Origin of the sequence: Moorena sp. SIO1G6, assembly GCF_010672795.1 — a bacterium.
Classification (GTDB): domain Bacteria; phylum Cyanobacteriota; class Cyanobacteriia; order Cyanobacteriales; family Coleofasciculaceae; genus Moorena; species Moorena producens.
The window spans coordinates 42,418-66,178 of sequence record NZ_JAAHFZ010000027.1 but is presented as its reverse complement, the minus strand read 5'-3'; the positions used below and the strand labels follow the sequence as shown (position 1 = coordinate 66,178).

Genomic DNA, 23,761 nt, shown 5'->3' with positions numbered 1-23,761 from the left:
TTTTTCATTGCTACATAAATACCAACGGTTTATCCTTTAAACGACCATATGCCTCCGCATCAAAGCGGTACAAATTTCAGGGACGACCTGCTCCATGAGATACTCTTAAACTAGTATCCGCCAGGAATAATAGCTTTAAAAGACGAGGGCTAAAATTGTAATAATCCGAGACGTTTTCAAAAAAAACTGTGGTGTACAGTTGATAAATAGTATAGATATTATTGAGGGTAAATACATCTCGGAACAGGTCAAAGGCGACAGGATTGTCTGCCAATTTGTTGCGCAAATGCCGATAACCATAGTCCAAAATTGGATTATGCTCAAAGGCGAGCTGCGGCACATGCTCGATGGAATACCAGGTAATACCACTGACATGATCTGTGTTGAATTTAGCTTCTTCTAGTCCCACTAGGGCAAAGTAACTGACGGATAGGTAACCCATGGCATAGTGGTGGTTATAGGTAACCTCGACTCTAACCAATTTTGGTTGATAACGACCTAGTTCTCCGAAAGTGTACAGTTGCTCTAGGTTCAGGTTGTTAACTCCAATTTTCTCTGCCCAAATCCGATCGCATAGCGTGGCCATTCGCGTAGCGTGGCCGAAAGGCCAAGGCCAATCGCGTAGCGTGGCCATTCGCGTAGCGTGGCCGAAAGGCCAAGGCCAATCCCCAGCATTGTCTAATGATTCTCCGTCCGACACCAAGGTTCCTGGTAAACTCGATTTACCGAGGAAGGCTTCCTCTTGGAGTACCAAAAGGCGGCTTTGTTGGGTATTGAGGGAAAAAATCACAGGATCAACCCCGACCTGGACGTTGGCTAGAGCTGGTAGTTTGACCTGTTTGGTGCTGCTTTGGGTCATTGGTACAACTGCTCTTGATGGATATAGTCCTTAACCAGAGGAGTCAGTGCTTTTGTATCACCATTCTCACGATACGCTGTAGAGGAAACTGATGGTACCGTAATATCAGCGATCGCTAATTGTGCTCCTAGATGCTTCAACTTTTCTAAACTAGCCTGATCTACTCCATATCCTGAACGAGGTATCACCAGCAACTGTACTTGTTTTAACAATTGTTCAATTTGATACCAACGGGGCATCTGACGGACTAAATCAGCACCAATCACCAGAGTCATGTTTGCCTGTAATCCCCAGCGCTGTTTAACTAGTGCTATGGTTTCCCAGGTTCTAGAGCTACTCAAGTCGGGGCTGACACGGATCGGATTTTGATACGGGTCAATCTCCTCAATCAGTAACTTGAGCATGTGGGAACGTTGTTCTAGGGTAGTCTGATGAGACTTGAATGGATTATCTGACGCCCAAACCACCACTTGGTCATAGTGATGGGATAGCCACTGGAGAATGGATTGATGAGCACAAGTTGGGGGATCTGCACTGGTACCAAACAGGGCTATATTGACCATAGTTAGTTAAAAGTTAGTTAAAAGCTCAAAGGGGTTTGAGATTAGGTTTGCTCTTCAGTATCTAGTGCGTGAAAAGCGATCTAAGCCTAGGCTTGGGTTTTAGCTTCAGAATTCTAAAATTTAAACGCGCCACGGCTTAGGGTACACTCAAAGGAAACAGAATGGGATGGATGCGCGTCCCGCAATTAAGCGAACGCTTCAACTGCTACACGCTATATATAGCTTATTTGCTTCAGCCCTGAGACCAATGGTGAGAGCCCCCTAGTTGATTGACAAAAGTCCTTAAACTAGGGGGCATGACAGTCTATTTTTGAGTCAGCGGGAAAAACTCTACAATCCTCTCCCCTTGCCGATTCAATTTATAAATCAATTAGATGTAGATGCGACCGATATATTTCTGATATAGATGCCTGACAGCTTACTTACCCCTCTTCCCACTGTTCCATCTCTTCCATCCCACCACCAATCATCTCTGTAAAAGTGCAACAGCCCTCAAACTGCGGGAGTTTCAACCACCAGATCGCGTAGCGTGGCCATTCCCGTAGCGTGGCCTTTTGGCCAAGGCCAATCAACTGCTGCGATCTCACCTCCATTGCCTAGGCTAAGCTTGTTTCAAGCCTATTGTTTCAAAATAAACACCGGATCCTGAGCGTTTAATTCAATTCCCTCCTGGTCAAAGAAATCCTTAATCATTTTACGAAGCACTAGCTTGATCTGGTGGTGCTTTCCTGGTTTAACTTTGGTAATGGTTCGTATGGACAGATCAAAATCCCCAAAGTCCTCGATTCCATCCACCTTGGTCGGTTCAAGTACCTCCGAATACTTTTCTTTTAACTGGTGTCCCACCTTTTCAATCACCCTGTACACCTGATCGAGGTCAGCATCATATTCTATGCCAACTTCCACTACAGCATAGATATAATCCTTGGAGTAGTTGGTAATTGAGCCAATATCCCCGTTCCGAATAATATACATTTGACCATTGACGTGTCGAATACGGGTGGTTCTCAGTTCAATCGCCTCCACAATCCCCTCCGCTTCCCCTGTCTGGATATAGTCACCTACCAGGTAGTAGTTTTCAAAGAGGATAAAGAATCCACTAACCATATCGTTAATTAGATTCTGCGCCCCAAGACCCACTGCTAGCCCCACAATGCCAGCACCCGCTAGGATTGGGGTGGCGTCAATTTCTATGGTATCGAGGATCAATATACCCGAACCAAAGTAAATCAAGTACTTCAGTAAACTCTCTAGTACGGGAATAATCGTTAACCGCTTCTTTCGCTGCACATCAGTCAGCTTCGGGTACCTCAGCAGTGCTTCTTGGAGGAACAAATTGGCGATCACGATCAAGCCGCGACTCAGGAAGATGATACCGATAATTTTGACAGCTTTCGATCCATAGGTGGCTAAGTTAGCAATTATCTCTATCTGCTCAACCACCAGGGTGGCAATGCTAACATAGATTATATATTCTAGGCACCGCTTAAAGAAAGGAATCAGATGCCTGAGATTGCTATAGAATCGCAGGATATTCTCAGGGCTAGAGTATTGAACAGTCAGGGTGTCTATGCTATCGATAATTACCACAATGGATCTCAGAATGAGCAACCCGATTCCAATAATCAGATAGATGTTCAGAAGAACGTACAGATACTTAGCTGTGGATTCTGGCACTTTCAGAAACTGGCTACACCAGATTAGGGAAAGCAGCCAGAGTCCACTGGTGAGGATTTTGGTTAAGTAACTAAAGAAATCCTCAATGCTTTCATCACTAGCAGTGATTTGTTCTAGTTTCTTTGCCCGAACACAGCCATAGTTGAGCAAACGCTGCAAGGGTTTTATGGCGAAGGCAACTAGCATCAGAAGGCAGATGCATTTGCCTAACCCAGTGCCAAGGGTTATCCAGAATCCTTTGGGAATATTACTGACTAACCCGAGTGTGTATTCCTTGAGGTCTTTCCCCCGATAGATCAGCCAACTGTTGCCACCAACAATTACAAGGCATAGCGCTATACAACAGATAACGATCAGCGCCTGGAGGTTCCGGCGGAGGTTTCTAGCATTGCTGTTCACCTTTTGGAACCAAGCAACCCTGATCAGTTGCTTGAATAGTCTACTCACCAGCCAGTTGACTAGACAGAAAACTACGATGACCAGGCTGACTTCAGCCAAGATAATAATTATGTTGTTCACTTAACAAATCAGCTCAACCTTTCAGTATAATACAATACTTTACTCATTAAATATAAATTATATTCTTAACTACAATTAAATTGATACCACTACAGGAAGGTTCATCCACCGCCTCATAGCCATAAGTTCATGAAAGTTTCAAAACGTTTTTCTTGACAGTATTCCATGGACAGGAAACGCCTAGGTCGATCTGCGCCATTTGATCACAACTTAAGATCAGATCATCACTTCAGCTTAATTTAACATTTTATTCACATTTTATTCATTATTTATCCCTGTTTTTAATTATGCTTCATAATCTTTGCGTAAAAGTTTTAATGGTGTATTTTTTAGTGTATTTTTTTATTTAATGAGACAATTAGACAGGTATCTAAGCCTGGAAAAGCTCACATTCAGATCAGAGCAATAGAACTTAACCCTTCCAAAGCTGACTGCTGAGGGGCTGAGCGCTGAATGGTTACGAGCTATTAGTTTATCCAACTTATAGCACGGAAGTCACGGTCATCACCCTGAGGGTATTACCTAAAGCAATTGCTATGGTGCTATTACAGGGAATCGGGAATCGGGAATCGGGAATCGGAACCCACCCCTAACCCCTCCCAGGAGGGGAACGGGAATCGGGAATCGGAACCCACCCCTAACCCCTCCCAGGAGGGGAACGGGAATCGGGAATCGGGAATCGGGAAAAAATCCTGTCTACCTGATGAATATGATAACCGCTATTTTAAAAATAAGTAATAGATATAAGAGAGTGAAGAAAGATAATTAAATTAAAAAAGTATTGATAAAATTGCCAACTATTTTAGCCTAAAAGTCCTAAGGTATGTTTTGTTTTTTTTAGGCAGGGTTGATTGGAAAAACGTTCAATTGGCTAGACTTCAGTCTATTAATCATTGGTCATTGGTCATTGTTAACCAGCTTTTATCCTGTTTTAAATGATGTTATTGACAGTTCTAATTCGTGGTTTTTAGAAGCGCTTAATCTTCCCAAAGCAGCAAGGGCATGATTGCCCAGTCACGAAGTCAGGTCAGCTTGAACGCGATCGCGTGGCCGAAAGGCCAAGCTTGATGGTTGAACGCGATCGCGTGGCCGAAAGGCCAAGGTTGAAGCTTGAAGGTTGAAGGTTGAACCCGATCGCGTGGCCGAAAGGCCAAGCTTGATGGTTGAACGCGATCGCGTGGCCGAAAGGCCAAGGTCGATGGTTTGATAGTTTGAAGGTTTGATGGTTGAAGATTAGAGGCTTAAGAACTGAAAGCCGGATGTATAACTGGCCACCTGTAACGTTAAACCTGTCAAATATAAACTTTAAAGTTAAATATGCACATTATAACGTTAAACCTGTAACTTGTAACGTTAAACCTGTAACCTGTAACTTTCAACCTGTAACTTTCAACCTGTAACTTTCAACCTGTAACCTTCAACCTGTAACCTTGGCCTTTCGGCCACGCGATCGCGTTCAAGCTGTAACCTGTAACTTTCAACCTGTAACCTGTAACCTGTAACCTGTAATCTGTGACCATTCAACTGATCAGGTGATATATGCTAAAAAAAGCCATCGTATTAGTATCTATCGTACTGCTTGCCTTCGGTACAGTTGTAGCAATTGATAGCTTCGAGGGATATAAAGATAGGATAACCATTGCGATCGCAGCTCCGTTAAGCAATGCTAGTGAATCAGCACAACGCTCAGGCAGAGCAATGGTAGACGGTGCTGAACTTTACATTAACCAAGTTAACAAGGCTGGCGGTGTTAAGGGCAAAAAGTTGAAGCTAGAGGTTTATGATGACCAAGGCAATCCGGATGTGGCACGCCAGGTTGCTCAGAAGATTGCTCAATCAAATGCGATCGCAGTGATTGGTCATTACAGTAGTGGGGTATCTACGGCTGCTGGCAAAGTTTATCAAGACCATAAGATTCCTGCGGTGACCGGCTCAGCTACTGCTGATGCGGTCACCCAATCGAACACTTGGTATTTTCGCACCATTTTTTCTAACAGTGCTCAGGGTACTTTTATCGCCAATTATATCCAAAAGATTCTGGGATCTTCCAAGATTAGCCTAGTTTACAGCCCCAGCACTTATGGCTTGACCTTAGGGAAGACTGTTGAAGAGACGTTTCGGGAGTTAGGGGGAGAAGTAGTAAGTAAGTGGGTATTAGGGGATGATATAGACCAAGCCATAGAAACGATTTATCAAGATTTATTGGCTTTAAACAATAGCGGGAAAGACCCAGGAGTGATTGTGATGACAGCGAATCGCAATCAAGTGGCTGGATTAATTGCAAAAATGAGGAGTTCTGGGATGAATTTCCCCATTTTTGGCGGTGACTCCTTAGCCGAAATATCCCTGGGGCAACGGTTTGAAGACTCCCCAGAGGAGATGGATGAACCAGGCTTCTTTACCAATGGAATTTATGCCATTGCTCCGATTATTTTTGACATTTCTGATGATGGGGGTCAACAGTTCAGAAACGAATTTGAAAAGAAGTACAAACAAGCGCCGGGATGGGTGGCGACTTGCTATTATGATGCGGCAAAAGCCATTGTTGAGGCAATTAAGCGCTCTGATCTTACCTGGGACGATTTACCCAAAAACCGTTTGATGCTCAAAGAGAGCTTAGCAACTATTAATAGCCAGGAAACGGCGTTCAAGGGGGCAACCAGAAATATTTATTTTGACTATTACGGCAATGCAGTAGCACCAGTTTTTGTGGGTATTTTTGATAGAAGAAATTTTATTTCAGCGTTTAGCCAGCTGCAAATAATACCGGACTTACGGGCTGTTGCTAATCTGCAAGAACAGCTCGACAGTGGTGAAATTGTAAAGGTTGGTAATAACTATATGGTAAAAACCCATATCGTTTACACCGGGATGGATATCAATGAGATTAGTCACATAGATGAAAAAACGTCCTCCTATTTGGTGGATTTTTACATTTGGTTTAGGTACCAAGGCGATATTACTGCAGACCAAATCGAGTTCACAAATTATGGCATTGAGCGGCTAGATTCAGGAGAAAAATTGACCTTAAAGGAACCGATAGATACAGATTTAAACGATGATATAAATTATAAAGTATACCGGGTTAAAGGCGATTTTCATGAAAAGTTTGATTTTCATGATTACCCGTTTGACCATCAGACTCTATCAGCGAGATTTCGACATATTAACCTAACTCGGGACAAGCTAATTTATGTAGTGGACTTCGTGGGAATGCGAGATACCACTACAGAAGAAGTTCTCAAAAATTGGGAGAGAGCTAAAGTGTTTGAGAAGATTACCGATTGGAGTGTTGAGAATGCTACCTTTTTCCAGGATACGGTGATTAACGATTCCACTTTGGGCAATCGACGATTTATCGACACAGATTCAGATATCGAATATTCCCGATTCAATGTGGTTATTAAAATCAAGCGGGATTTAGTCAGTTTCAGTATCAAGAATCTATTGCCTCTACTGTTTTTTGTGGTGGTGGGATACCTGTTCATGTTTCTCCCTTTCGATCACATGTCCGTAGAAGCAGTAAGTGGCTTGCTACTAGCGATTGTATTTTACCATTTGAGCTTGATAGAAGGACTACCGGAGGGGGTTGGCTATGTAGTGGCTCTCGACTATGCCTTTTTTATCGTTTACGTACTCAATGGCTTACAGTTGTTGATGGTGGTGATTGGGAATAGTGAGGGGTTTCAGTCTGGTAAAATCAAGATTAGCAAATTAATGGAGTTTGGAAGAGTGGCGTTTCCAGTAATTTTGGTAGTTTACACGTCTCTTCTGTGCTGGCGGTATTTGTAGCAATTTGTTAATTGTTAATTGTGATTTGAAATTTAACATTTGCCTTTTACCTTTTGGAGGTAGCTATGGTGAGCTGTTGTAGGGCATCAGAAATTTCTACAGGTAGTGGGGTGGGCTGATGAAGTTGTCGCGTTGAGGTGGCAAGACTGGCAACAGAAGCAGCTGTGCGTTTTTGTATCACGTCTAAGGATTCTGGCAGCTTGAGTCGTTGACCTTGTTTGATGACTTGTTCCAGCAGAGGTTGCTCATGATCTTGGCAGGATTCACTCATCAATCCTAGCCGGTCTTTGATAACTGTATCTTGGTGAAATTGGCGATAGATTTGCTTGCGCCCTGGATAGGTGATTTTGCTACTGGACTGTTTCATGGTGGGAATGCCATCAATTTCTACTAATTTGTAGACTCCATTGATGGGGTTTCCAGTGACTAGGCGAGTTCCGAGTCCATAACCGTCGATACAAGCACCAGCCTGTTTGAGTCTGGCTATTTCATATTCGTCTAAATCCCCACTGGCAAAAATTGAGACATTGGGTAAATGCGATCGCACTTTTTGGGACAAGGTCACTAAATCCCCAGAATCCAAACGTACTCCAGTCACTTGGATTTCCCCAGCTGCGATTCGTTGAGCCAGACTCTTAGCGGCTGCTACAGTATCGTAGGTATCTATTAATAAGGGAGCATTGGGAAAATAGCGATAAAAGGCCGTAAAAGCATCCTGCTCATGCTTTGCTCATGCTGTGATCACCATGACCAAAGCATGAGCCATGGTTCCTTTAGGCTGACATCCTAATTTCAGGGCTGCTAATACATTAGATGTGCCATCCAACCCACCTGCTATAGCTGCTCGTGCTGCCCACAGGGATGCCTGAGGACTAAAAGCCCGTCGTGTGCCAAACTCTAGTAAGCTAGCCTCGGCCCCCGCCACATCTCTTAGCCGTGCTGCCTTAGTTGCTATCAAGGTCTGATAGTTAATTGTATTGAGTAGGTAAGTTTCTACTATCTGTGCTTGCCACAGAGGAGCATCCACCCGCAAAAACGGTTCATTAGCAAATATTGCTGTTCCCTCGGGCACTGCCCAGACATCACCGGTGAAGCTTGCTTCTGCTAAGAGTGACCAAAACTGTTCCGGTGCTCCCTGAAAAATGCCTGTCTCTTTTAATGCGTCCAGTGCCTGGGGACTAAAGCGAAACTGTTCCAGGTAGTCCAGTACCTGAGCGAGTCCCATAGCAATCAAGTAACCAAAGCCATTAGGTAAACGTCGCGCAAATAGTTCAAAGGAAGCTGGTTTTTGGGCTAAGCCTTCACCGCTATAACAGGCTGTCATGGTCAGCTGATACAGGTCAGTTAATAAGCTATAGTCCTCAGCTGTAGGTATTAATTCCTGGTCTTTAGGGTTCATAATAGTACTGTTTAAGGAGTAATGTTTAACATAAGGTAAAGGAACTTTAAATAGGTACAGATTTTTTAACAATCCTCTCAAAATTACCAAACAAATCTTAGTGATTAGTTAAGCTTGAGAAAAGTATTGCAAATATTACCAAACAAATATTACTCATCCCGGTACCAAATCGATAATTCTCGATAAGATAAAGTACACCAGACAGAAACGTCTTTCAGTCTGTACTCACAGTTAAGACTCAATAATTTGAGAACAGCAATTTGATGACAGCATGGCAGTACTCACGAACCACCATAAAAGGGAAAGGTTCGCGCTAATTATAGCCACTGCTGTTTTCAACTCTAACTCAACTAATTCAGGAGAGCAATTTTATGGCTTTTTACAAACTATTGGAAAGCAGTATTCAATATCTTTCTGAAGCAGTAGCTAGGATTTTTGGTCCTAATGATGACATTTATCCTGCTATTGGTGTTCAACCCTTTAGCGGTGACCCCTTTGAGCAGAAAGAGGCATCTTGGTAAATTCGATTTTAGCTATAATATGAACCCTGGATTATAGCGGTTCTTGCTGGAATACAAAACACCCTTAGGGGCGCACGCCGTGCGCCCTTAAGGGTGTTGTGGGGTTGCCTATTGGTGGGATGATTTAAGCTGGAAGCGAACACTGTGATGCAGTAGCTTGGCCGTAGCGCATTAGCTGATAGCTGATAGCTGACGGCTGAATGCTTACCTCATAACTCCCTACTCCCTACTCCCATTAACTCAGCGGTTGCCAATTTTCTAGTGGTTTACCTTGACAAAATGTAAGCATTCAGCTATCAGCTATCAGCTATCAGCTATCAGCTATCAGCTATCAGCTATCAGCCATTGGCCACGCTACGGAAATGGCCAGGCTACTGTTCGCGCAGCACCTCAAGTAGCGCAATCGGTGCTTTTAGGTGCGACCCGTGGCGAATTTAATAATTAGATGCGGAAAGCGCACCTTTGAATAAAATAAGCTGACCACTGACCGCTGACCACTGATGGCTGACGGCTAACGGCTGACGGCTGACCACTGACCGCTGAATGCTTACGACAAAATTGCTTTCACTTTTGCTTTAAACATTTCAAACTCTTCTGGTGTTGGTTGAACTTGCTGCCAACTTTCCCGTTCCTGTAAAGCTGTTTGCCAATTTTGCACTGAGGGATAGTCTGCTAAAGAAACGCCGATCTTGCTGAGAAAATATACTGACAAACCGGCGACAATATCGGCTAACGTAAATTGCCCTTCTACAAAGTAGTTTTTATCGCCCAATTTTTCGCTATAAAATTTCATCACTGTGGCAACTTGTTTTTGAGCTTGTTCTAATTTTTTTGCTTCTACTTCAATCTCCAAGTTATGGCGCATAAAGGTTACGATAGCAGGAGCAAGCTCATTGACATTGACCAGTTGTATCATCCTCACTGTAGCAATAGCTTGGGGGTCAGTAGGCATCAGAGCAGGAGTTGGATATTTAGCTTCTAAATAATCTAAGATGGCTAAGGATTCTATCACTTTAAATCCATCATCGATTAGGACTGGGATGTGATGAAAGGGATTGATTTCAATAAATTCTGGCGTAAATTGATCTCCATCTAATTTTATTTCAACAGGCTCAAAGTCAATCTGTTTTTCTAATAAAGCAATCCATACCCGTCGGGCATTGTTGGACATAGGATTATTGTAAAACTGTAACATTGACTCAACTCTCCCTTACTATCAACGTTTGATTGATTTTTATTTGAAGATCTACTTTCCAGTTCGGTAGCTTTGGTATTGTTAAGCTTGGTAATTGGTAATTGGTACTTGGTAATTGCTACTTGTGATTACTACTGTTCGATTACTCATTACCCATTACCCTTTACCGAAAAAAACTTCGATTATCTAGGAAAACTACCGAAACCACCGGATTACAACAGGATAGACACAATCTAAAACATCTTACCACTTCCCAGTTAACTTCGCTACGGAATAACACCATGTTGTTAACATTTAATCCGGTAAAAGACACCCTCCAATCCAGACTGTAGGTGAACTGAATTACCTAGGTAGTCCATCCCTAGCTTTTTGGCCAGATTAATACTGGCAATATTGTCTTGATTAGAATAAGCTCGAATTTCAGTAACTGATGGAGAAGCCTTTAAGGATTTTAGCAAGGCTGTTATGGCTTCAAAACCATAGCCTTGGCGTTGATGTTGAGGATTTCTAGTATAATAACATTCAACGATACTGCCTTGGTAGGGAGAGAAGCCACAGGAACCCACATACTCATCAGTATTCGCTAGGGCGATCGCGTAAGCATGAATTACCTGATCTGACTCATAAGACGACAAAACAAAGTTGAACAGTTCTGTAGCACCTTTTCGCGTTTTTTGCTCATGGTCAAAAGCCAGATATTTGGTTGATTCTGGATCAAGCATCAATTCCAAGTATGCTGGCATGTCTTTGGTAACAAATCTGCGAATAACTAGGCGTTTTGTTTTTATCGGTAAGTCAATCATTCTTGGTTTTAGGGACTGAGGCCGTAGGCCACGCGGGGCGCGTTCGGAGCAGGGAGTAGGGACTGAGGCCGTAGGCCACGCTTTCGCCAAAGCCGACGCTGCGCGAACGCGAACGGAGCATCACTTTTCTATAAATTACTAGTTATTAAGCCTCCTATCGTTAACTGCTCACACCAATTTTGTATTGATAGATGGAACTTGCTCGTCTTTTTCCCCTAATATTGATCACATATTCTACTTGACTTAAGTGGATTGCTGTGATTGCTATCTAGTTTGATGCTCTAGAGTACTGTTGTCTTAAAACTGGGTACCGGTTAAGGAAAAAACAGTATCGATTTCCCAGAAAGCAGTATTTTTGTCTAACAAATGGGTACCGGTTTGCCGCTACAGGGTACCGGTTTACGAAAAATCAGCACTGATGTGTGAATACTGTTGGCTACTATCCTGCACAGGCTCATAACCTGAGCTATTTGAAGAGCCCTTCAACCCAAGCTGAGAATTTGACTTAAAAAGAACCCTACTGCTGCACTACCGATAGGAACTGTGAGATTATCAATACCGAACTTGGAGAAGGCTTCTAAGACTGTGGCAAAGAATGCGATCGCAATTGACATCAACCAGGTTTGCCAGACATTACCTTGAACAGCGATAAGGATCAGGCTACTGACGACATAGCTAGTTATGGCCATGGTCCCAGACCCTTCCCAGCTTTTTTGCATCCCCCAAGCGTTATAGGGATGTTGGCCAAATTTTTGACCAATCAGTCCTGCCAATCCATCCCCCCATGCCATCACTAAAATACCAATAGCGGCATACTGGAATTGTTGTAAGGGCCAAAACCAGGCAATCACGACACCAATACTGACAGCATAGAAGAAAGTGCCTAGGCTTTTGCGTCCAACGCTGTTAATACCAGGCAAAATAGGAATGTAATAGGACAAAAGAGCGATCGCACCAGCGATAACTGATGCCAAGATACCTACCCAGGCAGGTATTTGTAGCCACCAAGCCACTAAAATAACGTTACCGGTGCCAATGTGAACAATTTTACGGGTAATTTCTGAATCCCTGGCGGTGCGCTGATGTAGTGTTTCCGCCAGCAGCACAATCACACCGAGACCGACAGCAATCAGTGCAATTTGCAGCCATAGGGTTGGGATTGATTCTATCCAGGTTACAGAATTAAACAAGGATCTGATGGCAGCATACTTTAAGACCTATTTATTACTGTATTAGATGGGGTGACCATTACATGAAACTTTTACTGATTTGGCTAATTCGAGGCTATCGAGCTTTTATTTCGCCCCTATTTCCTCCAGTCTGTCGCTTTCGCCCAACCTGTTCCCAGTATGCTATCCAAGCGATTGAGCGGTTTGGTGTCTGTCGGGGTGGTTGGCTAGGAATTCGGCGTATTCTACGGTGTCATCCTCTCTATCCAGGGGGTTATGATCCCGTGCCTGACGTTTATCCTAATGGTAATAGGGATAAATCTAGAAGTGTTGAACTTCGGAACAGGGAACAGGAAACAGGGAACAGGGAACAGGGAACAGGGAACAGGGAATAATTAGTGGCTCTTGTGGTTTGAGTATGGTAAAAAAGTAGTTAAATCATGCAAGAGGCAAAAGGCAAAAGGCAAAAGGCAAAAGGCAAAAGTTGGTTTTAGGTTGAGTTTTTTAGGTGTTAAAAATGTGACCGTTAAAAGACTTTAAATATTTTCTAATTTTGCCAAAAGATATGCTTCGCGCTGATCAACGCTTTTTGATAACTCCAAAAATGCCCAAAAGAAAAACTATAGCGGTTCTCATAGTAATGAGAGTAATGAGGTAAACAGAATTTTTACCACTTCCGACTTCCCTACTCCCTACTCCCTACTCCCTACTCCCTACTCCCGACTCCCTCGCAACCAACTGCTAGTAATTACCTCAAGCAATTGAGAACTGCAACTATGAAACCTTATCAGCAAATCCCAATTGTAGAGTGTGGAGAACCCCTCATCCCCATTCCCTTAGCACAATTTGCCGCTCGTAACCCTCACCCCTACCAAAAACTGGGGGCACCTTATGGTAAGGCTTCCCCTTATTATCTGCGCGAGAGTGTGATAGAAGCACTCTTTGTGGCTCAAAGCCAACTCCAACAGCAGCATCCAGGTTGGCGCATCCAGATTTTTGATGGCTATCGACCGGTGGAAGTCCAACAATTCATGGTTGACCATACTTTTGCCCAAGTAGCTCAGGCACAACAACTCAACCCAAGCATCCTATCGGAACAACAACAGCAAGCGATTTGGGAACAAGTCTATCAATTTTGGGCAGTACCCAGCTCTAACCCCATGACTCCACCCCCTCACAGTACAGGTGCTGCCTTAGATATTACCCTGGTGGATGCCACCGGTGAAACCATTGATATGGGCTCTGAGATTGATGAAGTCTCACCACGCTCCCATCCCGATTATTACGCCAATCAGCAAGACTTGCCTTATCACTACAATCGACAGCTGTTAAAAAATTTAATGTACTCGGCTGGGTTCCGGTGTCATCCTAGAGAGTGGTGGCATTTTTGCCTCGGAGACCAAATGTGGGCTTGGCTGCGCAATCAAGAAGATTCAACCAATACCTTGATGGCACGATATGGTGGTGTTGAGTGCGGAGCCTGTTGAGTCCTGAGACTGAGTCGGAGAGTGGGTCAGTCCTAAGTGGGGAGCGTGCTAAATGGGGAGCGTGGTGATAGCTCAGTTGCTGCTAAGATGGTTTAGCAGTGGCATTGTAGTGGAATTATTAATCAAGTAGCTCAAAGAATGCTACAAATAGACCATTTTTTATTGCCCCTCTTGCCTGTCTTGGCCCTCCTGCTATCTCTCCCTGGCATTAAAGCAAAATGGTATCAGATATCCTATAAAAACAATTAAAAAATAACGATTACTTAAGGTTATATAAGATTTATGATGGCACCTAAGCAAGTATACGTCCTTTTATTTAATGCCCGGACAGAAAACGAGGGAATTCACACTATCCAAATTGGCGATAAGCAAACGGTATTGATGTTTGAAAAAGAAGACGATGCTACCCGCTTTGCTTTATTGCTCGAAGCTCAGGATTTCCCAACACCCACCGTGGAAGCTATCGATCTAGAAGAGATTGAGGAGTTTTGCCAATCGGCTGGTTATGAGTCGGAGTTGGTTAGTGAAGGAATGTTGGCCATGCCACCGGAAACAAATCTAGAAAAGACGGATTGGCAACCTGACCTCAAGAAAACCGAAGAACCTGACCTCAAGAAAACCGAAGAATCAGAAATATCAGATCTAGACCGCATTCGCCGTCAGTTGGAAAATTTATTGTAAGCTGATAAAAATTTGAGGAATACATTTGAACCGTCCACCTTCAGCCGTCAACCAAACAACCAAACAACCTATCCTTCACCGAACGCCAAAGGCGAACAACCAAACAACTAAACAACCTATCCTTCACCGAACGCCAAAGGCAAATAACCTTGGCCAAAAGGCCACCCTAGGCAAACAAACTACCCTAAGGGAACGCCAAAGGCGAACAACCTTGCCCAAAAGGCCACGCTAAGCGAACAACCTTAAACCCTTAAACCAAATAACCTTCAACCAAATAACCTTCAACCTTCAACCTTCAACCAATGACTAAATAATATAATGCAAAATTTAGAACAACGGGGACATCTACTGACCGAACAGATTAATCCCAATAGTCAGAACCTTGACCAGCTGACATCCCTAGAGTTAGTCGATCTATTTAATCAAGAGGATACCAAAACCCTAGATGCGATCGCAGCAGCTCGTAGCGAGCTAGCTCAAGCCATTGACTGCACTGCAAAGGCATTGCGTCAAGGAGGATGCCTCTTCTACGTGGGAGCTGGTACCAGTGGACGCTTGGGAGTCCTCGATGCTGCCGAATGTCCCCCCACCTTTTGTACACCCCCAGACCTAGTCCAAGGGATCATTGCTGGAGGAGCAGGGGCGTTGGTGCGGAGTTCTGAAGATTTGGAAGACCGACAGGAAGATGGTGCAAAAGCGATCGCCCATCGCCGGGTACATGACCTAGATGTGGTGGTAGGCATTACCGCAGGTGGGACCACACCCTTTGTCCACGGCGCACTCCAAGAGGCACGAGGGCGGGGCGCAACCACGATTGCGATCGCTTGTGTCCCCCCTGAACAGGTCAGTATTGATGCTGATATTGATATTCGGCTGCTAGTTGGTCCGGAAGTCCTAGCTGGCTCTACTCGCCTCAAAGCCGGTACTGTCACTAAAATGGCCTTGAACATCCTTTCTACAGGAGCGATGGTAAAGCTTGGCAAAGTCTACGGCAATCGCATGGTAGATGTGGCAGTGACCAACAAGAAACTTCATGACCGAGCCCTGCGCATCCTCAAAGACCTGACCAACCTCAGCCGAGAAGACTGCGCTCACTTACTAGAGCGCAGTGGCAGGCAGGTAAAACTAGCGCTACTAATGTACTGGACAGGATTAGACCAGCTAGAGGGAGCCAGCTTCCTAGAGCAAAACCAAAGTGATCTCAGGGCCGCTCTCCAAAGTTGGAAACAAACTAGTACTCCATCAAAATTGAATTGATAATGTTTAACGGATCAGAGACTACTGTCACTTTGGTGATCATACTCGTAGCCCTCGGTGTTCTAGGTTGGGGCTATAACCGCGCTCGTTCTTACGGCAAGCTAGGAATTTTAGCCTGGTTGCAGTCAGTAGTCTTGACACTGCCCTGGCTATTATTCTTTGGCTTAGTCAGCATGGGAATTTACCTGAATATCGTTGGGATCCTATTTCTGCTAGTCGCTTCCACCGGCCTATACATCTACTTGGGCAGGCTCTTACGTGCAGCAGGTCAAGATGAAGTTTGGCGGGAGCGTGCCACCAAACTGTTCGAGGAGCAACAACAAAGCAAGGATGCCCAAAAGTCTGAGGAGCAAGATACTGCAGCTTACAAAAATTTAACTGCCGTATCCGAGGGTCCGAATACCACCAGGATCGGAGTAGCTACAATTCCTGATGAAGACCTACAAGTTATTAAAGGGATTTTTGGGATTGATACGTTCTTTGCTACGGAAACTATAAAATATCAGGAAGGGGCAATTTTTACAGGCAATCTGCGGGGAAACGATGCCGAATTGGTACATTCTCGTTTGTCAGCTAATCTAGAGGAAAAATTAAGCGATCGCTATCGGCTATTTTTAGTCGATAATCCAGAAGGGAAACCAGTTGTCATTGTCTTGCCCAGTACCAATGACCCACGAACCACTACAGTTCCCCAGAAAATCTTGGCCCTTGTCCTGCTCATTGTTACATTTTTCACCACTTTAGAAGTATCTGGGTTACTGCTTGAGTTTGATTTATTCAGTGAACCCCAACGGTTTCGGGAAGCCTTACCGATTACCATCGGAATTTGGATAGTTCTGATTACCCATGAACTTGGTCACTGGTGGCAAGCCAAAGCTCACGACGTTCGCCTCAGCATACCCTTTTTCCTTCCCAGCTTGCAAATCGGCTCATTTGGTGCTATTGTCCGCTTCGAATCCCTATTACCCAATCGAAAAGTATTATTTGATATTTCTCTAGCCGGACCAGCCGTAGGTGGTTTAGTGTCTCTACTGATGCTGATGGCGGGATTAGTCCTTTCTCATCAAGGCAGTGCCTTTCAGGTGCCAGCGGAATTCTTCCAAGGGTCAATTTTAGTCGGAGGGCTGGCAAAGTTATTGCTCGGTAGTGCTCTCCAAGAGCCTTTAGTGGATGTTCACCCTCTGACCATTGTAGGTTGGCTAGGTTTAACCATAACAGCCTTGAACCTAATGCCCGCAGGACAACTAGATGGTGGGCGAATTGTCCAAGCTATCTACGGACGCAAAACCGCTCGACTTGCTACCATTGCCACCCTAGTAATTTTGGGGATTTTGGCCTTAATCAATCCAGCCAATCCCATAATTTTGTACTGGGGAATCTTGATTTTGTTCTTGCAGCGGGGTTTGGAGCGTCCTAGCCTCAATGAAATTACCGAACTCGATGATACTCGAGCATTGTGGGGGTTATTGGCATTATTTTTAATGGTCGCAACTCTGATTCCCATTAATCCCGCTTTGGCAGGAAGGCTCGGGATTGGGGGTTAATTTCAAGGGTTGAACGCGCACCCGTGGCCAAAGGCCAAGGTTAAACGGTTGTTCGCCTTTGGCGTTCGGTGAAGGGTAGGTTGAACGGTTGAAAGTTGAACGCGCACCCGTGGCCTTTTGGCCAAGGTTGTTAAGTTTTTCGCCATAAGCGTCCTTTGTAGGGTCGGTTGAGAATTACACGCTTCTTGCGGGAAACTCTCAACCTTAGTTAATCATACTTAACGATGAGCAAATTTAGGAGTAATGGTGAAAAAGCGATGCATCGCTATTCCCTAAAATCCCAAACTTTTGTACCTCAATTAGTTTAAGTTTCACTATGGAATCTACTTCCAAAATCAACCAATTCACAATTATCCGTGAGCCGTTAATTAAATTCGCTTACCAGGTATTTCAACAAAGCAAAAGTTTTTTTAGTATTGCTCATTCAGCGATTAGAGACCGCTTGAGAAACATTTTTTTTCCAGAACTAAATAAAATAACCCAACCCCTTTCTAAACAACTCTTACTTGAGTTCGCAAAAAGACGAAAAAATCTGGGTGAAGCTGATTGGCAAGATGCCGAAAAGGGCGTGTATCCAGTTGATATATTATTCGATAATCCTTGGCAGGATTTCTTCCGTTACTATCCTGAAATTTGGAGATATCTGCCTCAAATTTGGTCAAGGTGGCAACGAAAAGAATATCAGAGGTTTTCTCCTGAGATTGAGCTACAAGGTTATCCGCCCTACTACCTGCAAAATTTTCACTATCAGACAGACGGCTATTTAAGTGATATGTCGGCTAATCTCTACGACTTGCAGGTAGAAATTCTGTTTTATGGTGCAGCAGATAGTATGCGTCGGCGAATCCTTGCTCCAATCAAGCAAGGATTAAGTGTCTTTGCTTCTGTACCACCCCACCAAATCAAGGTTTTAGATGTAGCTTGTGGGACGGGACGAACCCTAAAATTCCTTCGCGCTACCCTACCTAAAGCATCTTTATTTGGGGTTGACTTATCCCCAGCTTATCTACGCAAAGCCAACCAACTACTTTCCGAAAATCCTGAAGAATTGCCTCAACTCATGCAGGCCAATGCCGAAAAGTTACCTTACTCAGATAATTATTTTCACGGCATAAGCAGTGTATTTCTATTCCATGAATTACCAACAGCAGCTCGTCAGCGAGTAATTGAGGAATGCTTCCGAGTGACTAAACCAGGGGGAGTATTCACCATCTGTGATTCGATGCAACTATTGGATTCTCCTGAGTTTGAGGTATCGATGGAAAATTTTATGGCTATGTTTCACGAGCCTTATTACAGAAATTACATCACAGATAACTTAGTTGAACGTCTCGAAAAAGCTGGCTTTGAACAGGTCGAAACTAAAAATCACTTTGTTAGTAAATATTGGATTTCGCGCAAGCCGGAAATTATATCTGATTGTTGAACGGGCACTTATGCTTAGAGATTAGTAAAAATAATTGACTAACGATAAGTCAAAAAGAGGTAAAATGCTTGCCATAGTTATGTTTTATTTCAAAGCAATAACCGATGAGAGAAACTACTCCCGCAGCCATGCTTCAATAGATAAGATTGGATAAATTATATAAAGCAGATCAGAAGTGTTGAATAGGAAACAGGGAATAGGGAACAGGGAATCTGACTTTTCACGGGATGTGGAAAAGGGGGGATGGTTCGCGGCTACTATCCGCGAACCAAATCGTAGTAGTAGGACAACGGAGATTTCACTGGTAAAGTGATAACAGCTTTGGGGTGAGTCAACTTTTGCCAATGAGTTTGTTAGGATTCAATCCATACAGCCAATGTGATTTTGGCGATAAACGATTAACCAAGAGACAAGGCTAAAGCGATGAAGTCCGACAAGAATGCCTCAAAATGTACGTCAATGGCATGGGCTTTCGGGGGTACGAGCGTGTCAAGGGCGTTCATCATAAAACCATCATCACCTGGGCCTGTGCAGGTGGGTGGGCTGCTTCGGGATGCTTATGACCCAGACTATACTCCAGAAGTGGGGGAACTTTTCGGAGTTGCTTGCCCTTTGTAGGGTCTAAAAAAACCAGAAGACTTGCCTGATCACCACCATCGACAGCTGTTAAAAAATTTAATGTACTCGGCTGGGTTCCGGTGTCATCCTAGAGAGTGGTGGCATTTTTGCCTCGGAGACCAAATGTGGGCTTGGCTACGCAATCAAGAGAATGCAACCAATTCTGCTCCCGACAGTCGTCAACCACTTCGAACCTGGTATTCTAGCTTAGGGAATCGGAGACCGTAGTCCAATGACCTTTGAACTGGTGTGGCCGTACGAAGCGTTTGTGGCAGTGTTTGTTGTATGTTACCGATGGTTTCAAGGTGTATCCCAACTACATGCCGGATGGAGACCAGATATCGTCAACAAGTTGTATATGACCCGAGTCTAGGGTGATTGCACTCGATTGAGGCACGATCTGGCTCGGCTACATCCCAAGACTTTGTGTTACTCGAAGTCAGTAGAAATGCTGAAGCATTCGATAGGACTGTTAGTGGATTACCTGAAGTTAGCCGGAGGTGCCGGTGCCACCGAGGCAAATACCTGTCTATCCCTGATTCATCCCGTAATTCAGTAACGCCTTGGAGTTTAGTCATTTCTATGTTGAATTGGAGAAGCAAACATGGTCAATCTGCATAAGAAGTACGAAGTTCAGAATGTTCAACAAAATCGTTCAGAACACGACTCTTTTACTTTGAAAAGGTACGAACAATTCTTCAGTTTTTTTCAGAAAGAAGCTGTAAAGATTCTTGACGTAGGTTGCAATACGGGTAGAGGTGGATTACGTTTGAAGGAGTTGAACCCGAACCTGACATTATTTGGTCTTGATTGTGTACAAGAAAGATTAGATGTTTTGCCTGATTGCTATTCACAAAAAGTCTATGGTCTTTCAACAGACATACCTATGGAAGATCGATTTTTTGATGTAATTACTGCTGGTGAGTTTCTTGAACACCTGTATCCTGCCGATGTAGATCAAACATTATGTGAATTCCAAAGAGTGTTGAAGATTGGCGGAAGGCTGTTGCTTACCACTCCCAATCCTAATTACATAAAAAATAAAATCATTGGAATGTCAGTATACGGTGTCAGCCATTTAACTCAGCATTTTCCAGAAGTTCTGCGATTGAGATTGCAAATGCATGGATTCTCAGGAGTTAAATTATATGGATCAGGTAGGGTATCCCAGTATTTAGGTTGGCATTTTCCGTTGATGTCAATGTATGGTAGCTATCTCGTTGTAGCAAATAAGTACTGAGCAGGCTAAGATTCCCGGGGTGCATCTCACTGTCTTGAGGCAAAGCGCGAGTGGGGGAAACCCCCTCAGGTCGGCACATCCCTTGCTTTTGCAATTAGGCAAAAATTCCCGCGAAAATTCCTACACTCCCCACACTTCCCACACTTCCCCTTCTTTTTTACAAATATGAGATGCACCCTCCCACTCTCCCCCTAGTAGCCCTGATCGAGAATGTAGGCAAATTCCGAAAAATCACCCTTCTCTATTTCCAGCACCAAGAACCAAAATTAAAAATAAATAGTGAAAATAAATAGTACCCCGAAGGGTACTGTCAAAGACCAATAGCTATAGAACACTAGAATTATCAGTTCATCAGGTTGTTCAGGAATTGGGGTGAGGGAAACATGGCCAGTAATCAAGAACGTTCTTACGATGTCATTGGATTTGGTGATGAAGTTCCAGGTATCTTAGCGCTGATCGCTGCAGGTAAAGAGTATCGCCGCCGGACAGGTAAGTATCCACGCATTCTGTTAATGTCCAAAGGCAGTAAACATGAAGGTGTTGGTGGTCATCTCGTCAGGGGAGGTCTGGCCTACCTTGATCGGTGCCAGATTCCTCGTAACCTGCGTAAATCCCTCAAGCTCGACACCTTTGGCTCACCCCCTAGCCTCTACAAAGAATTTTTAAAGCGCTCAGGTGTCAACTTAATTGCTCTTGACCCCCGCAAAGCTGATGCCACCCTCAAGAAAATGATGCAAGAAGCAGGTGTGGCTCTGATCCGGGAAGTCAAGATTGAATCAGTGATTAAAGACGGTCCAGAGCTAGCTGGCATCAAGTTAGCCAGAGGCGAAACCTATTTTGCCAAGCAATTTATCGATTCCACAGTCAATGGAGAATTAGCCCAAGCGGCTGGAGTTAGGAAACTAAAAGGATTTAACACCTTTGGCTTGCCCGAATCCGAACTACCAGTCACCCTAGTATTTGAAACTGAGGGACTCAGTATCAAAAGACTAAAGCAGGTAGAGTATGCCTATCTCAAGCGCTTCGCTAATCCTGCTGATCACGAAGCTCAACGGTGGTTAAAGCAGGCTGCTGGGTCTGATGCTCAGTTTGCTGAACGACTCAGGAAGAATATGAGAGACCCCAGGGGTAATCTCAAAACCATGTGGGTGGGTAAGGATTACATCGACATTCGCTCCCCAGCCCTATCCGTAGCTTACCACTCTTTTAGAGGTAAGACCTTCTCTCTAGCAAAAAGTGGTGTCATCCTCGATGAAGGAAATGTGGCAATTCTTCCAGGGGGTAGACTTTCCTGGAATGCCCTCCTCTGTAAGGTCAATGGCAGTGAAGCAGAGGAATTGGCTAAAGCAGGTGCTAAACCCTCTGCTTTGATTCTCGAAGAGATGAATTTTATTGAAACTTGGCTCAAGGGTATCGGAGCAAAAGCCGTTAAGCCAGCATCTGAGCTTTATATCCGCCATGCAGGAAATATTACTGGTGTAGTAGACCCTCTCTATGGATCCCAAATGCTCTTAGGTGGCACACCGAATTGGTCCGCTTTGGGAACCTTTGGCTATCATTTTGATGTGCGCGGGGGTATCGAAGGTCTTGGTAACAGAGCCTCTCAGAACGGGTTTAAAAGTGTAAGTTTTAGTAAGCCTATTTTCAACATTGGCATCCAGCATGCCCAAATTAAAGCAGTTCCTAATTTAGCCGTTGTCAGTCCTGGTTCTGGGTTTCAAGGGTTTGCTTCATCCGCTGGTAGAATTGTTGAATTCAATGCTGGTGTTGGTCAGGCATTGGGGATAGCTGCCATTACTGCTCTTCTTTCTGGCAGGAATCTAAGTAATGTATCCAACTCTGAGGTCAGAAAAGTACTTTTAAGCACGAAGCAACTTCCTCGGGTCTATGGATATGCTAATAATAATGAAGCTAAGAAATTGAAGAATTTCGAGTCTTTATTAGTGCTGGTTTGAGATCTGAGCCTTGGCCTTGGCCTTTGGGCCACGCTACGGGAATGGCCACGCTACGGGAATGGCCACGCTACTTGAGGTGCTACCAGTATTTAGCGATCAGCCCCTCAGGTACCAGCTCATCTAATCCAAAGCCTAATCAATAAACAGAGTAAGCACTAGTCATACTAAATCCGGTTATGATAGATTAATTACACAAATCTTCAAATCTTCTGTAGGCAAGGACTTTGATTGTTTTGAATAGAGTCTCAGTAAAGCGGATTTGGTATCATATCCAGTCCGGTTGACTAGTGTTTAATAAACTATAGGGATTGGCAATCCCTGATTTGAAAACCTCCAGGAATTGGAGGTTATTCTATTTGAGCGCTGCTAAATTTTGTTGAACAACCCATCAAGGATAACAAGCGATCGCTTGTTATCCTTGATGGCCACCCACAGTTAAATCAACAGTTTAATCAAAACTAATTAACCGGAATAGATATATTTTTACTATCCTAGTGAGGTACACAAAAACTGTTTTTATTATTTTTTTAGTTAATGATTAATTTGTACCTCACCTAATTAAGAACCGCAAGATTAGCTGTCCACTATATGGTAGAGTAGATGCTGTCTACTATCGGGTAGAGTAGTTTTCATGGCTCCACTATCTGGTAGAGTAGATTGTGTCCAGTATCGGGTAGAGTAGTTTTCATGGCTCGACTCAACAAAGATGATCTAGCTCAAATAAACTGGGGCTACTTCCAATCTCTCCTTCCCGAGAGATTCGTGACAGTGGCTGCTAATCTCCATCAGTTGGCTGTCGAGCCATGGCAAAGATGGGAACAGAACTCGACAAATAGCTATCCAGCTCCGTGCTCAGATAATCCTGACAACAAAGCCGTTTTAGAACAGAAACAACAGAGCAATGACACCAAAGTCCAATCGGATCAAAACCCTACAGCCAGAAAAGTGTTAGCTGACGAAGGTGTTGAATTAAAAGAGCATGATAGTCTGATTAAGTCAAGTTTATCCTTTGTAATTACTCTACACCTGTAAACAGCGATAAAAAAGTTTGGTATT

20 protein-coding genes and 4 pseudogenes are annotated in these 23,761 nt (G+C 43.9%); 14 read left to right on the top strand and 10 right to left on the bottom strand.

From position 1 onward, the window contains the following. Positions 1-10 precede the first annotated feature (10 nt). The 5 genes and pseudogenes from F6K63_RS22980 to F6K63_RS22960 all read right to left on the bottom strand — a co-directional run bounded on the left by F6K63_RS22980 (position 11) and on the right by F6K63_RS22960 (position 4,811). A pseudogene (locus F6K63_RS22980) lies at positions 11-859 on the bottom strand (NUDIX hydrolase). Further along, the gene (locus tag F6K63_RS22975) at positions 856-1,422 is read right to left on the bottom strand and encodes a nicotinate-nucleotide adenylyltransferase (RefSeq protein WP_287313192.1); all 567 of its coding nucleotides are present in this window, start codon (positions 1,420-1,422) and stop codon (positions 856-858) included. Before F6K63_RS22975 ends, F6K63_RS22980 begins: the two are co-directional and overlap by 4 nt. Before the next feature lie 422 nt (positions 1,423-1,844). Beyond that, positions 1,845-2,009, bottom strand: coding sequence for a hypothetical protein (locus tag F6K63_RS22970; RefSeq protein WP_287313191.1), 165 nt, complete (start codon positions 2,007-2,009; stop codon positions 1,845-1,847). A 31-nt stretch (positions 2,010-2,040) separates the two neighbouring features. Beyond that, entirely contained in the window at positions 2,041-3,618 is a 1,578-nt protein-coding gene (locus F6K63_RS22965) for a mechanosensitive ion channel family protein (protein ID WP_008179367.1), read from the bottom strand. A 1,022-nt stretch (positions 3,619-4,640) separates the two neighbouring features. After that, positions 4,641-4,811, bottom strand: coding sequence for a hypothetical protein (locus F6K63_RS22960; protein ID WP_154659666.1), 171 nt, complete (start codon positions 4,809-4,811; stop codon positions 4,641-4,643). A gap of 346 nt (positions 4,812-5,157) precedes the next feature. Between F6K63_RS22960 and F6K63_RS22955 the strand changes: the two genes are divergently transcribed. Next, positions 5,158-7,410 (top strand): ABC transporter substrate-binding protein, encoded by a 2,253-nt coding sequence (locus F6K63_RS22955; protein WP_008179362.1) that lies wholly within the window; start codon positions 5,158-5,160, stop codon positions 7,408-7,410. Between the two features lie 46 nt (positions 7,411-7,456). Here the strand turns inward: F6K63_RS22955 and F6K63_RS22950 are convergent. Further along, positions 7,457-8,809: pseudogene (locus F6K63_RS22950) on the bottom strand (nicotinate phosphoribosyltransferase). Between the two features lie 371 nt (positions 8,810-9,180). Here F6K63_RS22950 and F6K63_RS22945 point away from each other — a divergent pair. Then, a complete protein-coding gene (locus tag F6K63_RS22945) occupies positions 9,181-9,330 on the top strand; it encodes a hypothetical protein (protein ID WP_008179358.1) in 150 nt (49 codons plus the stop codon). 547 nt (positions 9,331-9,877) lie between these two features. On the opposite strand, the gene F6K63_RS22940 is transcribed toward F6K63_RS22945, so the two are convergent. The 3 genes from F6K63_RS22940 to F6K63_RS22930 form a co-directional block, all read right to left on the bottom strand. Next, entirely contained in the window at positions 9,878-10,525 is a 648-nt protein-coding gene (locus F6K63_RS22940; protein ID WP_008179356.1) for a glutathione S-transferase family protein, read from the bottom strand. A 287-nt stretch (positions 10,526-10,812) separates the two neighbouring features. Next, a complete protein-coding gene (locus tag F6K63_RS22935) occupies positions 10,813-11,328 on the bottom strand; it encodes a GNAT family N-acetyltransferase (RefSeq protein ID WP_287313190.1) in 516 nt (171 codons plus the stop codon). A 482-nt stretch (positions 11,329-11,810) separates the two neighbouring features. Beyond that, the gene (locus F6K63_RS22930) at positions 11,811-12,518 is read right to left on the bottom strand and encodes a diacylglycerol/polyprenol kinase family protein (protein WP_287313189.1); all 708 of its coding nucleotides are present in this window, start codon (positions 12,516-12,518) and stop codon (positions 11,811-11,813) included. Positions 12,519-12,580: 62 nt separating this feature from the next. Here F6K63_RS22930 and yidD point away from each other — a divergent pair, with 62 nt between their 5' ends. From yidD to F6K63_RS22900, 6 genes are all read left to right on the top strand, one after another. After that, positions 12,581-12,892 carry a membrane protein insertion efficiency factor YidD gene (gene yidD / locus F6K63_RS22925; protein WP_008179352.1) on the top strand — a complete coding sequence of 104 codons (312 nt, stop codon included), beginning with the start codon at positions 12,581-12,583 and terminating at the stop codon, positions 12,890-12,892. Between the two features lie 381 nt (positions 12,893-13,273). Next, a complete protein-coding gene (locus tag F6K63_RS22920; RefSeq protein WP_008179350.1) occupies positions 13,274-13,984 on the top strand; it encodes a M15 family metallopeptidase in 711 nt (236 codons plus the stop codon). Positions 13,985-14,266: 282 nt separating this feature from the next. Then, on the top strand, positions 14,267-14,665 hold the full coding sequence (locus tag F6K63_RS22915) for a DUF3110 domain-containing protein (protein WP_044492183.1): 399 nt from the start codon (positions 14,267-14,269) through the stop codon (positions 14,663-14,665). A gap of 25 nt (positions 14,666-14,690) precedes the next feature. Further along, on the top strand, positions 14,691-14,897 hold the full coding sequence (locus F6K63_RS22910) for a hypothetical protein (RefSeq protein ID WP_131826930.1): 207 nt from the start codon (positions 14,691-14,693) through the stop codon (positions 14,895-14,897). 86 nt (positions 14,898-14,983) lie between these two features. Beyond that, the gene (gene murQ / locus F6K63_RS22905) at positions 14,984-15,922 is read left to right on the top strand and encodes an N-acetylmuramic acid 6-phosphate etherase (RefSeq protein WP_008179345.1); all 939 of its coding nucleotides are present in this window, start codon (positions 14,984-14,986) and stop codon (positions 15,920-15,922) included. A gap of 2 nt (positions 15,923-15,924) precedes the next feature. Then, positions 15,925-17,466 carry a site-2 protease family protein gene (locus F6K63_RS22900; RefSeq protein WP_287313188.1) on the top strand — a complete coding sequence of 514 codons (1,542 nt, stop codon included), beginning with the start codon at positions 15,925-15,927 and terminating at the stop codon, positions 17,464-17,466. Between the two features lie 2 nt (positions 17,467-17,468). Here the strand turns inward: F6K63_RS22900 and F6K63_RS22895 are convergent, their stop codons facing one another. Then, complete coding sequence (locus tag F6K63_RS22895; protein WP_158026840.1) at positions 17,469-17,612, bottom strand: hypothetical protein; 144 nt, start codon at positions 17,610-17,612, stop codon at positions 17,469-17,471. Between the two features lie 170 nt (positions 17,613-17,782). Here F6K63_RS22895 and F6K63_RS22890 point away from each other — a divergent pair, with 170 nt between their 5' ends. From F6K63_RS22890 to F6K63_RS22860, 6 genes and pseudogenes are all read left to right on the top strand, one after another. After that, a complete protein-coding gene (locus tag F6K63_RS22890) occupies positions 17,783-18,892 on the top strand; it encodes a class I SAM-dependent methyltransferase (RefSeq protein ID WP_071107433.1) in 1,110 nt (369 codons plus the stop codon). Between the two features lie 440 nt (positions 18,893-19,332). Next, positions 19,333-19,522: pseudogene (locus F6K63_RS22885) on the top strand (IS1 family transposase); the annotation flags it as partial. A gap of 148 nt (positions 19,523-19,670) precedes the next feature. Next, positions 19,671-20,049: pseudogene (locus F6K63_RS37960) on the top strand (IS1 family transposase); the annotation flags it as partial. 65 nt (positions 20,050-20,114) lie between these two features. Beyond that, positions 20,115-20,750: a class I SAM-dependent methyltransferase gene (locus F6K63_RS22870; RefSeq protein ID WP_287313187.1), complete on the top strand. Its 636-nt coding sequence runs from the start codon at positions 20,115-20,117 to the stop codon at positions 20,748-20,750. 383 nt (positions 20,751-21,133) lie between these two features. Beyond that, positions 21,134-22,705: an FAD-dependent oxidoreductase gene (locus F6K63_RS22865; RefSeq protein ID WP_071107435.1), complete on the top strand. Its 1,572-nt coding sequence runs from the start codon at positions 21,134-21,136 to the stop codon at positions 22,703-22,705. A 687-nt stretch (positions 22,706-23,392) separates the two neighbouring features. Next, positions 23,393-23,737 (top strand): hypothetical protein, encoded by a 345-nt coding sequence (locus F6K63_RS22860; protein ID WP_287313186.1) that lies wholly within the window; start codon positions 23,393-23,395, stop codon positions 23,735-23,737. The last annotated feature ends 24 nt before the right edge of the window (positions 23,738-23,761 follow it).

Bases quoted from the DNA above. Each gene is read 5' to 3' on its own strand.
- F6K63_RS22975 (WP_287313192.1), bottom strand. From the start codon at position 1,422: ATGGTCAATATAGCCCTGTTTGGTACCAGTGCAGATCCCCCAACTTGT.
- F6K63_RS22955 (WP_008179362.1), top strand. From the start codon at position 5,158: ATGCTAAAAAAAGCCATCGTATTAGTATCTATCGTACTGCTTGCCTTC.
- F6K63_RS22945 (WP_008179358.1), top strand. From the start codon at position 9,181: ATGGCTTTTTACAAACTATTGGAAAGCAGTATTCAATATCTTTCTGAA.
- F6K63_RS22940 (WP_008179356.1), bottom strand. From the start codon at position 10,525: ATGTTACAGTTTTACAATAATCCTATGTCCAACAATGCCCGACGGGTA.
- F6K63_RS22935 (WP_287313190.1), bottom strand. From the start codon at position 11,328: ATGATTGACTTACCGATAAAAACAAAACGCCTAGTTATTCGCAGATTT.
- yidD (WP_008179352.1), top strand. From the start codon at position 12,581: ATGAAACTTTTACTGATTTGGCTAATTCGAGGCTATCGAGCTTTTATT.
- F6K63_RS22920 (WP_008179350.1), top strand. From the start codon at position 13,274: ATGAAACCTTATCAGCAAATCCCAATTGTAGAGTGTGGAGAACCCCTC.
- F6K63_RS22915 (WP_044492183.1), top strand. From the start codon at position 14,267: ATGATGGCACCTAAGCAAGTATACGTCCTTTTATTTAATGCCCGGACA.
- murQ (WP_008179345.1), top strand. From the start codon at position 14,984: ATGCAAAATTTAGAACAACGGGGACATCTACTGACCGAACAGATTAAT.
- F6K63_RS22900 (WP_287313188.1), top strand. From the start codon at position 15,925: ATGTTTAACGGATCAGAGACTACTGTCACTTTGGTGATCATACTCGTA.
- F6K63_RS22895 (WP_158026840.1), bottom strand. From the start codon at position 17,612: ATGGCGAAAAACTTAACAACCTTGGCCAAAAGGCCACGGGTGCGCGTT.
- F6K63_RS22890 (WP_071107433.1), top strand. From the start codon at position 17,783: ATGGAATCTACTTCCAAAATCAACCAATTCACAATTATCCGTGAGCCG.
- F6K63_RS22870 (WP_287313187.1), top strand. From the start codon at position 20,115: ATGGTCAATCTGCATAAGAAGTACGAAGTTCAGAATGTTCAACAAAAT.
- F6K63_RS22865 (WP_071107435.1), top strand. From the start codon at position 21,134: ATGGCCAGTAATCAAGAACGTTCTTACGATGTCATTGGATTTGGTGAT.
- F6K63_RS22860 (WP_287313186.1), top strand. From the start codon at position 23,393: ATGGCTCGACTCAACAAAGATGATCTAGCTCAAATAAACTGGGGCTAC.